This window comes from Curtobacterium sp. PhB25, from assembly GCF_004365375.1.
Lineage (GTDB): Bacteria > Actinomycetota > Actinomycetes > Actinomycetales > Microbacteriaceae > Curtobacterium.
In genome coordinates, this window is record NZ_SODR01000001.1 from 954046 (window position 1) to 966405 (window position 12360).

The 12360-nt window shown below is 70.9% G+C and carries 12 protein-coding genes; 3 read left to right on the plus strand and 9 right to left on the minus strand.

Going from position 1 to position 12360, the window contains the following annotated elements:
* Nucleotides 1-37: 37 nt before the first annotated feature.
* Nucleotides 38-721, minus strand: a complete 684-nt coding sequence (locus EDF51_RS04335) for a hypothetical protein (protein ID WP_131879833.1) — start codon at nt 719-721, stop codon at nt 38-40.
* Nucleotides 722-810: 89 nt separating this feature from the next.
* On the opposite strand from EDF51_RS04335, the gene lipB reads away from it, so the two are divergent.
* Together lipB and lipA are read left to right on the plus strand one after the other, a co-directional pair.
* Nucleotides 811-1557, plus strand: coding sequence for a lipoyl(octanoyl) transferase LipB (gene lipB, locus EDF51_RS04340; RefSeq protein WP_131879835.1), 747 nt, complete (start codon nt 811-813; stop codon nt 1555-1557).
* Nucleotides 1554-2537 carry a lipoyl synthase gene (gene lipA, locus EDF51_RS04345; RefSeq protein WP_111086058.1) on the plus strand — a complete coding sequence of 328 codons (984 nt, stop codon included), beginning with the start codon at nt 1554-1556 and terminating at the stop codon, nt 2535-2537. Before lipB ends, lipA begins: the two co-directional genes overlap by 4 nt.
* 162 nt (nt 2538-2699) lie before the next feature.
* Here the strand turns inward: lipA and EDF51_RS19780 are convergent, their stop codons facing one another.
* On the minus strand, nt 2700-2858 hold the full coding sequence (locus tag EDF51_RS19780; RefSeq protein WP_139199230.1) for a DUF4175 domain-containing protein: 159 nt from the start codon (nt 2856-2858) through the stop codon (nt 2700-2702).
* A 60-nt stretch (nt 2859-2918) separates the two neighbouring features.
* Entirely contained in the window at nt 2919-3788 is an 870-nt protein-coding gene (gene ftsY / locus EDF51_RS04350; protein WP_111086057.1) for a signal recognition particle-docking protein FtsY, read from the minus strand.
* Between the two features lie 229 nt (nt 3789-4017).
* On the opposite strand from ftsY, the gene EDF51_RS04355 reads away from it, so the two are divergent.
* Nucleotides 4018-5046 (plus strand): TerC family protein, encoded by a 1029-nt coding sequence (locus EDF51_RS04355; RefSeq protein WP_111086101.1) that lies wholly within the window; start codon nt 4018-4020, stop codon nt 5044-5046.
* A gap of 219 nt (nt 5047-5265) precedes the next feature.
* Here EDF51_RS04355 and EDF51_RS04360 read toward each other — a convergent pair whose 3' ends face one another.
* The 6 genes from EDF51_RS04360 to coaD form a co-directional block, all read right to left on the minus strand.
* The gene (locus EDF51_RS04360) at nt 5266-9126 is read right to left on the minus strand and encodes an AAA family ATPase (RefSeq protein ID WP_243837069.1); all 3861 of its coding nucleotides are present in this window, start codon (nt 9124-9126) and stop codon (nt 5266-5268) included.
* 47 nt (nt 9127-9173) lie between these two features.
* The gene (gene mutM, locus EDF51_RS04365) at nt 9174-10145 is read right to left on the minus strand and encodes a bifunctional DNA-formamidopyrimidine glycosylase/DNA-(apurinic or apyrimidinic site) lyase (protein ID WP_134193934.1); all 972 of its coding nucleotides are present in this window, start codon (nt 10143-10145) and stop codon (nt 9174-9176) included.
* Nucleotides 10146-10149: 4 nt separating this feature from the next.
* Entirely contained in the window at nt 10150-10875 is a 726-nt protein-coding gene (gene rnc / locus EDF51_RS04370; RefSeq protein WP_228506018.1) for a ribonuclease III, read from the minus strand.
* A gap of 13 nt (nt 10876-10888) precedes the next feature.
* Nucleotides 10889-11092, minus strand: a complete 204-nt coding sequence (gene rpmF / locus EDF51_RS04375; RefSeq protein WP_017888273.1) for a 50S ribosomal protein L32 — start codon at nt 11090-11092, stop codon at nt 10889-10891.
* 55 nt (nt 11093-11147) lie between these two features.
* The gene (locus EDF51_RS04380; RefSeq protein ID WP_307860992.1) at nt 11148-11741 is read right to left on the minus strand and encodes a DUF177 domain-containing protein; all 594 of its coding nucleotides are present in this window, start codon (nt 11739-11741) and stop codon (nt 11148-11150) included.
* 106 nt (nt 11742-11847) lie between these two features.
* Nucleotides 11848-12333, minus strand: a complete 486-nt coding sequence (gene coaD, locus EDF51_RS04385; RefSeq protein ID WP_111086053.1) for a pantetheine-phosphate adenylyltransferase — start codon at nt 12331-12333, stop codon at nt 11848-11850.
* Nucleotides 12334-12360 lie beyond the last annotated feature (27 nt).

Sequence of the window (12360 nt, forward strand, 5' to 3'; positions counted from 1 at the left end):
TCGATTCTACAAGGCTCGGAGCTCGGGTCCCGGTCGGTCAGCGGAGCAGCACGCCGGGCGTGAGCTCGACCGGGGCGTCCAGCCCGACGTCGAGGACCACCGGCGCGGTCGACGGCAGGCGGTCAGCGGTCGGGAACCACCGCCGCTCCGGCGACACCAGGATGACGAGACCGTCGACGTCGCCGACCGCGGCGAAGCCCTCGCCTGCTGGGTTGGCGTAGGGCTCGAGTCCGGCGCGGCGCAGTTTCTCGACGGCGCCGAGGACGTCGGGCACGGCGATGCCGACCTCGCTGACCGACAGGAGCGGGACGGCGGACGCGAACGCGGGTGCGGCGGACGCGGGCCCGGACGCGGGTGCGGCCGCGGCGAGGTCCCGTCGCTCGATCAGTTCGAGCAGCTGCTCGTCCGGACCCTCGAAGTACACCGATCGCGAGTTCCAGTTCGGCGGGCCCTCGAACTCGTCACGGCCGTCGGCGTCGACCAGCACCGTCGCGATGCCGGCGATCCACTCGGCAGCCGCGGCGAACGTGCCCGTCGGGATCGTGATCGCGAGGTGCAGCGCACCGGTCATCCCCGGCAGCTCCCGGAACAGGAGCCGCGTCGACCCCACCACGACCTCGACCACTCCGTCGACGCGGTCGACCGGGCAGCCGAGCCGTTCCCAGAACCGGGCGGTGTCGTCGAGCGAGCGGGTGGCGAGCTGTGCCTGGCGGATGTCCATGTCCGCCATCCGAAGCCCTCAACCACGGTTCAGGTCAAGGTCGTCCGCGTTGTTGTACTCCGTCCAGAAACCGTCGTAGGCTCGCCAGCATGCCGGAACTCGAGATCGTGCGGCCTGCCGGGCTGCTCGACTACGCCGAGGGACTCGCGCTGCAGCGGGACCTCCACGCCGACGTCGTCGCCGGCCGCTCCCCCGGGGCCCTCGTACTGTGCGAGCACCCGTCCGTGTACACCGCCGGCCGACGCACCGAGCCGTCCGACCTGCCGACGAACGGAGCTCCGGTGGTCGACGTGGACCGCGGCGGGCGCATCACCTGGCACGGCCCCGGGCAGCTCGTCGCCTACCCGATCGTCCGGCTGGCCGTTCCGATCGACGTCGTGGCGTGGGTGCGTGACCTCGAGCAGGTCATCATCGACGCGGCGGCCTCCGTGGGGGTGCACGCCGAGCGGGTCGACGGCCGGAGCGGCGCCTGGCTCCGCGGAGCGGACGGCACGCCGCCCGCCAAGGTCGGCGCCATCGGGCTGCACGTCGCCGAGGGCGTGACGACCCACGGCATCGCGATCAACTGTGCCAACGCACTCGACGCCTACGCCGCGATCGTGCCGTGCGGCATCGCCGACGCCGGGGTGACGACGCTGAGCGCCGCCGCCGGGCGTCCCGTCACGGTCGCCGACCTCGCCGACGTCGTGGTCGACCGCATCCGTGCCGCCGAGCACGGCATGCGGACCGGCCACCGGATCGGCAGCGCCGCCCAGAGCACCACGACCGCCCGCGTCACGACCGCCGACACCACGTTCCCCAGCACCGCGCCCGCACGACAGGAGACCCTCGTATGACCCTCGCCCCCGAAGGCCGCCGGATGCTCCGCGTCGAGGCCCGCAACGCCGAGACCCCGATCGAGACGAAGCCCGGGTGGATCAAGACCCGTGCCACCCAGGGCCCGGAGTTCCGCGAGCTGTCCGCCCTGGTCAAGGACAAGCAGCTGCACACCGTCTGCCAGGAGGCCGGCTGCCCGAACATCTTCGAGTGCTGGGAGGACCGCGAGGCCACGTTCCTGATCGGCGGCTCGCAGTGCACTCGCCGGTGCGACTTCTGCCAGATCGACACCGGCAAGCCCGAGCCGCTCGACCGCGACGAGCCCCGCCGGGTCGCCGACTCGGTCGTGTCCATGGGACTCAAGTACGCCACAGTGACCGGCGTCGCCCGCGACGACCTGCCGGACGGCGGCTCCTGGCTCTACGCCGAGACCATCCGCCAGATCCACGAGCACTCCCCCGGCACCGGCGTCGAGATCCTGGTGCCGGACTTCAACGGCCGCCCGGACCAGCTCGGCCAGGTGTTCGACGCCCGCCCCGAGGTCTTCGCCCACAACGTCGAGACCGTGCCGCGGATCTTCAAGCGGATCCGACCGGCGTTCACGTTCGAGCGCTCCCTCGACGTCATCACGCAGGGCCGCGACGCCGGGCTCGTCACGAAGTCGAACCTGATCCTCGGCATGGGCGAGGAGCGCATCGAGATCGAGGACGCCCTGCAACGCCTGTTCGACGCCGGCACGGACATCATCACGTTGACGCAGTACCTCCGCCCGTCGCCGCGGCACCTGCCGGTGGCGCGCTGGGTCAAGCCGGAGGAGTTCGTCGCGCTGCGTGAGGTCGCCGAGGAGATGGGCTTCGCCGGGGTCCTCGCCGGCCCGCTCGTCCGGTCGTCGTACCGCGCCGGACGCCTGTGGGCACGCGCCACGGTCGCGCGCGGCGGCTCGGTTCCCGAGCACCTGTCGCACCTGCTCGACGCGGCGCCGGGTCGCCAGGCCGTCTGAAGCCGGCCACCGGTCCGCGAAAGCGACAGATGCCCGCCGACAGTTCGCGGCAGTCTGTCGCTTTGGCGGCACTGGTCGCGACCACGGACAGACGGGAGGCACGGTGCCAGCTGGCACCGTGCCTCCCGTTCGTCCATCCGCCCGTTCAGGGCGACGCGAGCGCTATGCGCGACCGCGGATGCTCCTGAGGAGCCAGCCGATGACGGCCAGGATGATGAGGACGATCCCGACCCACAGCAGGAACTTCAGCGCACCGACGAAGATGCCGCTGAAGAGCAGGACGAGGCCGACGATGATCGCGATGATCAGGAGTGCTGGCATTGAAAGGGCTCCTTCCGGTGTACCTGGACGATCCCTGTACTGCGGAGACAGTACCCGGAATCAGCCGACGAGGTTCTGCACGAACACGTGCGGGGTGAAACCGGTCAGGTCGTTGATGCCCTCGCCCTGCCCGATCAGCTTGATCGGGATGCCCGTCTTCTCCTGCACGCTGAGCACGAACCCGGCCTTCGCGGAGCCGTCGAGCTTGGTGATGACGAGACCGGTGACCCCGGCGCCCTCGATGAACGCCTGCGCCTGGGCCAGGCCGTTCTGCCCGGTGGTCGCGTCGAGGACGAGGAGCACCTCGCTGATCTCGGTCTGCTTCTCGACGACGCGCTTGATCTTCGTCAGCTCGTCCATCAGGCCTGCCTTCGTGTGCAGGCGGCCGGCGGTGTCGATGACCACGATCTCGGTGTTGTCGCGGATCGCCTTCTCGACGGTCTGGTACGCCACCGAGGCCGGGTCCTGCCCGGGCTGCGAGGGGCGGACGACGTCGACGCCGGCGCGCTCGGCCCAGGTCGCGACCTGCTCGACCGCGGCAGCACGGAAGGTGTCGGCCGCACCGACGAGGACCGTGCGGTCGTAGGTCTTCAGGAACTTGGCGAACTTGCCGATCGTCGTGGTCTTGCCGACGCCGTTCACCCCGACGACGAGCACGACGGCGGGCCGCGCGCTGAGCTTGAGCGTGGTGTCGAGCTTCGACAGCCGTTCCTCGAGCACCTCGCGCAGCATGCGCTGCAGGTCGGCCGGGTCGGTCGTGCCGTAGCGGTCAACGCGCGCGTGCAGGTCCTCGATGATCGCCTCGGAGATGTCCGGACCGAAGTCGGCGCCGATCAGCGCGGTCTCGAGGTCCTCCCACGTGGTCTCGTCGATCGTCTTGCGCTGGAAGAGGCCGCGCAGCCGTGAGGACAGGGACCAGGAACTCGCCATGCTCCCAGCTTAGAGCGCGGCGCATGTCCGCTGTGCCCGGTATGCTCGGTCTCACGAAGGGGAGTATTCCCTCTCGGTGACCCCGTCAGTACGGCCCGGAACGATCCGGACCCGGGGCGCCGGTCGTGTTCGGTTGCAGCAGATCGCGGCGGAAGAGACCTTCAGGCCTCGGCGTACCCACGTGTCGTCACACGACATGCACTCGTACGTCGCCTACCTGAAGGAAACCGTGGACGTCCCACTCTTCGTCTGGCTCCTCACCATCGCAGGCATCCTCGCCCTGCTGGTGTTCGACTTCTACTCGCACGTGCGCACCCCGCACGTGCCGCACATCCGCGAATCCGCGTTCTGGTCCGTGTTCTACATCGGACTCGCGATCCTGTTCGGCTTCGGCATCCTGGTCTTCGGCGGCGGACAAGCCGGCGGTGAGTACTTCGCCGGGTGGCTCACCGAGAAGGCGTTGTCGGTCGACAACCTGTTCGTCTTCCTCATCATCATGACGAGCTTCGCCGTACCGAAGGAGTTCCAGCAGAAGGTCCTGCTGGTCGGCGTCGCGATCGCCCTCGTCGCCCGAGGCATCTTCATCGCGCTCGGCGTCACGATCATCGAGAACTTCTCGTGGGTGTTCTACCTGTTCGGTGCGCTGCTGTTCTGGCTCGCGTGGTCGCAGGCCCGCAGCGGCAACGACCACGGCGGCGACGAGGGCGACTCCCGCCTGATCCGCATCCTGAAGCGCATCATCCCGACGTCGGACCACTACGACGGCGACCGCCTGACCACCAAGGTCGACGGCAAGCGCCTGTTCACCCCGATGCTGCTCGTCATGGTCGCGATCGGTCTGACCGACGTGCTGTTCGCGCTCGACTCGATCCCCGCGATCTTCGGGCTGACCCAGGACGCCTTCATCGTGTTCACCGCGAACGCGTTCTCGTTGCTCGGGCTGCGGCAGCTGTACTTCCTGATCGCCGGGCTGCTCGAGCGTCTGATCTACCTCGGCCAGGGCCTCGCGGTCATCCTCGGCTTCATCGGTGTGAAGCTCGTCTTCCACGCCATGCACGTCAACGAGCTGCCGTTCATCAACGGTGGCGAGCACATCGAGTGGGCGCCCGAGATCCCGATCTGGTTCTCGCTGGGCTTCATCCTGCTGACCATCGCGGTCGCGACGACCGCCTCGCTGGTCGTCTCGAAGAAGCGCCAGGAGCGCGGGCTCACCCCGACGGGCGAGCCGAAGGAGTCGGTCGCGGCCGACGCGGAGTAAGCGTCACGCCCTGGACGGGCGGCAACACAGACGGGAGGCACGGTGCCAGCTGGCACCGTGCCTCCCGTCTGTCCGTGGTCGCGACCAGAGCTACGAAAGCGACAGATCTCGTCGCGGGCCCACGATCCTCTCCATGAAAGCGACAGATTGCCGCGAACTGTTGGCGGAGATCTGTCGCTTTCGCGGCGCGCGATCGCAGCCAGCCAGCCAGCCAGCCGGCTACGCGACCGCGTCGGCGGGCTCGCGCTTCTGCACCCGCTGGCCGACGACGGCGGACACGCCGTCCTGCCGCATCGACACCCCGTACAGGGCGTCGGCGATCTCCATCGTGCGCTTCTGGTGCGTGATGACGATGAGCTGCGACGACTCGCGGAGCCGCTCGAACACCGTCAGCAGGCGGCCGAGGTTGGCGTCGTCGAGGGCAGCCTCGACCTCGTCCATGATGTAGAACGGCGACGGCCTGGCGGTGAAGATCGCGACGAGCAGCGCCACTGCGGCCAGGGACCGCTCGCCACCGGACAGCAGCGTCAGGCGGTCGATCTTCTTGCCGGCGGGCTTCACCTGCACGTCGATCCCGGTGCCGAGCAGGTCGGTCGGGTCGGTGAGGTTGATCGAGCCGGAGCCGCCCGGGAACAGGATCGGGAAGATGACGTCGAAGGCGTCCTTCGTGTCGTTGAACGCCGACTCGAAGATCGTCTGCATCTTCGTGTCGAGCTCGTCGATGATCGTCATCAGGTCGGTGCGGGTCTTCTGCAGGTCCTCGAGCTGCTCGGCGAGGAACGCGTGCCGCTGCTCGAGCGCCTGGAACTCCTCGAGCGCGAGCGGGTTCACCTTGCCGAGCCGGCCGAGGTCGCGTTCGGCGGCCTGCAGGCGGCGCTCCTGCTCGGCGCGGACGTACGGCACGGTCTCGACGTCGTCGGGGTCGACCTCGTCGGTGACGTCGAACTCGGGCAGGGCGGGGCCGCCGGGCAGGGTCGATTCGGCGTCGACGAGCGCCACCGAGTCGTCGCGGGGGCTGGTGTCGAGGTCCGCCGTGCCGTCGTCGGGGGCGATGTCGGTGTCGGCATCGTCGACCGGCACCGTGTCGCCGGCCGCTGGCACTGTGTCGCTGTCGACCGGCACCGTGTCGCCGTCCGCCGGCTCGTCGAGGCCCGCCGAGGCAGCCGCCGCGCGCTCGGCGTCGCGGTGCTTCCGCGCCAGCACCCGCGGGTCCACCAGCACGTCGACCGGCACCGGCACGGTCGGCCCGTACTCGGTGACGAGCACGGCCTCGGTCAGCCCGAGGTCGCTCAGCGCCCGGTCGAGCACGCCCGACACGTGCAGCTTCTTCTCGTAGATCTCCATCTCGAGCGAGTGCACGCCGTCGGTGATGGTCTGCAGCCGGTCGCGGAGCTCGCGCTCCTCGTTCCGGATCGCCTGCAGTTCGGTGTTGCGCTTCGACCGTTCGGACTCGTCGGTCGCGAGCTGCACGCGTGCCTCGGCCAGCGACCGGTCGACGGCGCCCAGCACGCCCGGCAGGTCGGCGAGGACGGCTTCGGCGGTCTCGATCTGCCCGCGGCGGATCACCGCACGGCGCGCTGCTTCCTCTGCCGCCGCGCGCTCGGCCTCGAGCTGGCGTTCGAGCTGCTCGGCGCGGTGCCGTTCGGCGCGGACACGCTCGCGCACGGTCTGCACCTGGATGCGCTGCTCGACCTCGGCGGCGCGTGCGGCCTCGAGTGCGTCCTGCAGGCCCGGACGCTCGGAGGCGTCGACGACGGGCCGCTCCTGCTCGGTGAACGCGCGGTGCGCCGCCTCGGCCTCTGCCAGGGCGCCGTCGACGACCTCGACGGCGCCGTCGGTCTCGGCGAGGGCGGCACGCAGGCGCTCCACCTCGGCCGCCGCGTTCTCGGCCTTCGCCCGCGTCGAGGCGCTGGCCCGGTCGTACTCGGCCGTCGCCTTCGCGTGCGCGCGGGATGCAGCGTCGGCATCGTCCGCACGGCGGCGTGCGTCCTCGACGGCGGTGCGTGCTGCCTGGAGGCCCGTGGCTGCGTCCTCGGCGTCCGCCCTGATGGCGTCGCGTCGCGTCACGGCGTCGTCGCGCTCCGCGACGAGCTCGATCCGCGAGGTCACGCGCTCCCCGCCGCCGGTGACGCGGACGGCGCGCACGAGGTCACCGGACCGGGTGACGACCGTCGCGTGCGGGGCGGCGGCGAGCACGGCCTCCAGGTCGAGCGTGTCCGCGTTCGCGCCTTGGCCGTCGGCAGTCTCCGCGATCAGGGTGTTCCGCAGGATCGCGGCGATCGCCGGCGGGCCCTGCACGAGATCGAGGGCACGGCGGACGCCGGCCGGCAACGTGTCCGGCAGGTCCGTGGGGACGACCTCGGCGTCCGCGACGACGACGTCGATGCGACCGATGTCCGCGGAGCGGGCGTGGTCGACGGCGTCGAGCGCGACCGCGCGGTCATCAGCGAGGACGGCATCCGCGAGCCCGTCGAGCGCGACGGCGACGGCGCCCTCGAACCCGGGCGTCACCGTGAGCGCGTCGGCCAGGCGGCCGACGATGCCCGCACGTCCGGCGTCGATGAGCGCCTGCGAACCGTCGCGGACGTCGATCGACATGCCGAGCGCCGCGACCCGCGCGTCGAGGGCGTCCCGCTCGCGCTCGAGGGCGTGCAGCCGGTCGCGCTGCTCGTCGCGGGCGGCCTGCGCGGTCTCCAGCTGCGCACGAGCCGACTGGAGCGTGGCGGCGAGGGCCTCGTCGTCGACGCCCTCGGACGGATCGGTGCCGAGTTCGGCGAGGGCCGCGGTCGCACGCTCGGCGCGTTCGCCCGCCTCGGCGAGGGCCCGCTGGCGACGCTCACGGTCCGCCATCGTGGACCCGCGCTTCGACCGGGCCACGTCGACGGCGTTCGTCAGCCGCTGCGCCTCGAGGTCGTGCTGCGAGACGCGGGCGGCCTGCGCGGCGATGCGTTCGTCGAGGGCGTCGAGGGCGTCACGGGCGGCCTGCACCGCACGGGCGGTCTCGACGGAACCGCCCTGCATCTCGTCGGCGCGGGCGGCGAGCCGATCAGCCTCGGCACGGACACCGGCCACCCGCTCCGGGGTGATCGAGGGGCCCTGCTGCGGGGCGTCGGCCTGCTGCGCCAGGAACATCAGCCGCTGGTTCGCCAGGCTGGACAGCCCGCGCAGGCGCTCCTGCACGCTCTCCAGGCGGTGCACCACGGTCCGGGCGCGATCGACGTCATCGCCGACCATGCTCTGCTCGACGTGCTGCTGGCGGACCCGGGTCTGGTCGAGTCGCTCGGTCAGGACGATGCGCTCGGACTTGCGGCCCGCCTCGACCTCCTGGTGGTCGTGCAGTTCGCGGCGCAGCCGGACGACGTCGTCGGCGAGGATGCGGGCCTTGGCGTCCCGCGCGACGGCGGCGACGGACTGGGCCTTGCGCGCGACCTCGGCCTGGCGGCCGAGCGGCTTCAGCTGGCGCCGGATCTCGCCCGCCAGGTCGGACAGGCGGGTCAGGTTCGTCTGCATCGCGTCGAGCTTGCGGAGGGTCTTCTCCTTGCGGCGACGGTGCTTCAGGATGCCCGCGGCTTCCTCGATGAAGCCGCGGCGGTCCTCCGGAGTGGCGTGCAGGACCTTGTCGAGCTGCCCCTGCCCGACGATGACGTGCATCTCCCGCCCGAGGCCGGTGTCGCTCAGGAGCTCCTGCACGTCGAGCAGCCGGCAGTTCTCGCCGTTGATGGCGTACTCGCTGCCGCCGTTGCGGAACAACGTGCGTGCGATCGTCACCTCGGAGTAGTCGATCGGCAGCAGCCCGTCGGTGTTGTCGATCGTCAGCAGCACCTGGGCACGGCCGAGCGGCCCGCGGGTCGAGGTGCCCGCGAAGATGACGTCCTCCATCTTGCCGCCGCGCAGGGTCTTCGCCCCCTGCTCCCCCATCACCCAGGCGAGGGCGTCGACGACGTTGGACTTGCCCGAGCCGTTCGGGCCGACGATGCACGTGACGCCCGGCTCGAACGCGAACGTCGTCGGCTGCGCGAAGGACTTGAACCCCTTGATGGTCAGGCTCTTCAAGTACATGCGGTCTCCGGGTGTGCTCACGCGTGCTGCGGCGGGGCCGCTGCTGGGCTGTGCTGCTGGGCGTCAGGCTAACGCGTCCGGGCGCGGGGACGCGGTTGGCACACGGGACAGATGTGGCTCGACCGGTTCATGAAGGCCTCGCGCACGATCGTGGTGCCGCAGCGGGGGCACGGCTTGCCCTGCTGGCCGTACACGTTCAGGCGCTGCGAGAAGTACCCGGACTGCCCGTTGACGTTGACGTACTGGGCGTCGAAGCTCGTCCCGCCGTCCTCGAGCGCACGCCGGAGGACACTGCGCACCTCGTGGAGCAGGCGTGCGAGGTCGGCACGGGTCAGCCGCTCGGCCGGGCGGTCGTAGTGCAGCTTCGCAGCCCAGAGGGACTCGTCGGCGTAGATGTTCCCGATGCCGCTCACGACGCCCTGGTCGAGCAGGATCCGCTTGATGCCGCTCGAACGCTTCCGGGCGATGGCGGTGAAGCGGTCGTCGTCGAACGCGGGGTCGAGCGGGTCGCGGGCGATGTGCGACACCTGCTGCGGCACGCTCCGGCGCCACACGGCGTCGGGGTCCGATGCGTCGACGTGCCCGGCGAACCCGGCGGGGGCGCCGTCCACCGTCGGCACCATCGCGTCGATCGCCATCGAGCCGAAGGTGCGCTGGTCGACGAACTCGAGCTCGACCGCGGGTTCGGCGGTGCCGTCGCGGTCGGTGCCGGCGGGTTGCACGTCGATGAGGATGCGGCGGTGCTTCGCCGCCGGTCGACCGCGGCCGAGCAGGATCTGGCCGCTCATGCCGAGGTGGGCGACGAGCGCTTCGGGCCGGTCGCCCTCGTGCTCGGGCTGCAACGGCATCCAGAGGAACTTGCCCCGACGGACCGCTGCGGCGATGGTGCGACCGGTCAGGCGGTCGGCGAAGTCCTCGGCCGGGCCGTCGTGCCGGGTGAGCGCTCGCTCGTCCAGGACGTCGACGTGCAGCACCCGAGCGCCGCTGACCGCGGGTTCGAGGCCGGCGCGGACGACCTCGACCTCGGGGAGTTCGGGCACGCGGTCAGGCCGCTCGGCCGGACAGCCGGGTCCAGGCGTCGAGCGCCGCGGACATCTCGGCGGCCTTCTTGCTCGAGCCGGTGCCGACGGCGATGTCCTCGCCCTGCAGGACGACGGTCGCGCTGAAGGTCTTGTCGTGGTCCGGGCCGGTCTCGGTGACGCGGTAGGCCGGGTTGCCGAGCGACAGGCTCGCCGCGAGCTCCTGCAGGCTCGTCTTCGGGTCCATCGCGGCGCCGAAGCGGTCAGGGTCGATCATCAGCGGCTCGACCAGGCGGAGCACCAGGTCGGTCGCCGGGTCGGGGCCCGCGGACAGGTAGGTGGCACCGATGACGGCCTCGACGGTGTCGGCGAGGATCGACGACTTGTCGCGGCCGCCGGTCTGTTCCTCGCCCTTGCCGAGGCGCAGGTACTGGCCGAGCCCGATCATCCGGGCGATCTCGGCCAGCGCGACCGTCGACACCAGGCTGGCGCGACGCTTCGCGAGGTCACCCTCGTCGAGGTCGGGGAAGGACCGGTAGAGCTTCACGGTCACGGCCTGGCCGAGGATCGAGTCGCCGAGGAACTCGAGGCGCTCGTTGTGCTTGATGCCCCCGTGCTCGTAGGCGTAGGAGCGGTGTGTCAGGGCGAGCTGGAGCAGCTCGAGGTCGATGTCGACCCCGAGCTGGCCCTGCAGACGAACGACGTCCGGCCCAACGGGGCGGGACCCCGTGGCGCCGGACGTCGTCGTCATGCGTTCGGTCCGATCAGACGTCGGCGACCTTGCGGCCCTTGTACTCCATGTACAGGGGGGTGCCGGCCGAGTCCTCGACGACCTTCGCGCGGTGCGGGAGGCTGTAGGTGACCTGACCGTTCTCGATCGTCTTGACGAGCTGGATCGGCGTGGCCTTCCACTGCGAACGACGGGCGTGCGTGTTCGCACGGGACTGCTTGCGCTTGGGAACGGCCATGGTGAATCTCTTTCGGTTGGTCGGTGGTCGGTACGGGGGCTGGCGGTGTCGGGGCCTACTCGGCCTCGGCCCGCTCCTCGCCCTCGGTGGTCTTCGTGTCGGTGGTGTCGCCGTGGGCGGCACGCTCGGCTGCTTCGAGCTGGATGCCGGTCAGGGCTGCCCAGCGCGGGTCCAGGGTCTCGTGAACGGGCTGCTCATCGAGGTCTGCCAGTCGCTCGCCCGTCACCGGGTCGAGGCCTGGGCAGTCCGGTCGGCAGACCGGCTGGAACGGCAGCGCCAGCACCACCGCATCTCGAACGACCTGTTCGCAGTCCACGTGGTCATCGCGAACGAAGAAGTCGAAATCCTCCGAGGCATCATACGCGAACAGCTCGGCGAAATCGACCTCGACGGGTTCGCTGATGTCGATGAGGCAGCGCGAGCACTCCCCCGTCGCGTCGGCCGAGGCGTGACCGGACACGAGGACGCCCTCGTGCAGGCCCTCGAGCCGCAGGTCGATGCGCAGCGGAGCACCTTCGCGCACCGCGATCACACCGGCTCCCAGCGCGTCCGGCACCACGATGTCGAGCGAGTGCTCGCGCATCTCGCCCGGACGGTGCGCCAGGTCGCGCACGCGCAGGGCGTAGGGGCTGTTCACGTGGGAAGACACGATCGTCAACCCTAGCGTGAACGCAGCCGAGAGTCGAGGCAGGCGGGGGTGTGTCCGCGCGTCGGCCGGCCGTGCCTCCGGCTCGGCGCGCGGCTCGGCGTGCGGCTCAGCGTGCGGCGAGGGCTGCCGCCACGGCCTTCGGCACGTAGGGGGTGACGTCGCCGCCGAGCGTCGACACCTGGCGGATGAGCGAGCTCGACACGTGGGAGCGCGAGGCGTCGGGCAGCAGGAACACGGTCTCGACGTCGGCGAGGTGCCGGTTCATGATCGCCATCGGGGTCTCGTAGGCGACGTCCTCGCCCGACCGCACGCCCTTGACGAGCACCTTCGCCCCGACCTGCCGGCAGTAGTCGACGAGGAGCCCGGAGGTCCACTCCCCGACCCGGACCGTTCCCGGCGTGCCGACCTCGGCCAAGGACTCCTCGATGAGCCGGACGCGGTCGACCGCCTCGAACATCGCGGGCTTCTTGTCCGGGTTGTGCACCACGAGCACGTGCACCTCGTCGAACAGCCCAGCAGCTCGACCGATGACGTCGAGGTGCCCGAGCGTGACGGGGTCGAAGGAACCGGGGACCACCGCGATCTGCGCCATGGCAGCGACGATACCGGTCCGTGCCGG

Excerpts from the sequence above, each read along its gene's own strand:
- ftsY (WP_111086057.1), bottom strand. The coding sequence starts at position 3,788 with ATGGCGAGTTCCTGGTCCCTGTCCTCACGGCTGCGCGGCCTCTTCCAG.
- rnc (WP_228506018.1), bottom strand. The coding sequence starts at position 10,875 with ATGACGACGACGTCCGGCGCCACGGGGTCCCGCCCCGTTGGGCCGGAC.
- lipB (WP_131879835.1), top strand. The coding sequence starts at position 811 with ATGCCGGAACTCGAGATCGTGCGGCCTGCCGGGCTGCTCGACTACGCC.
- lipA (WP_111086058.1), top strand. The coding sequence starts at position 1,554 with ATGACCCTCGCCCCCGAAGGCCGCCGGATGCTCCGCGTCGAGGCCCGC.
- coaD (WP_111086053.1), bottom strand. The coding sequence starts at position 12,333 with ATGGCGCAGATCGCGGTGGTCCCCGGTTCCTTCGACCCCGTCACGCTC.
- EDF51_RS19780 (WP_139199230.1), bottom strand. The coding sequence starts at position 2,858 with ATGCCAGCACTCCTGATCATCGCGATCATCGTCGGCCTCGTCCTGCTC.
- EDF51_RS04335 (WP_131879833.1), bottom strand. The coding sequence starts at position 721 with ATGGACATCCGCCAGGCACAGCTCGCCACCCGCTCGCTCGACGACACC.
- rpmF (WP_017888273.1), bottom strand. The coding sequence starts at position 11,092 with ATGGCCGTTCCCAAGCGCAAGCAGTCCCGTGCGAACACGCACGCCCGT.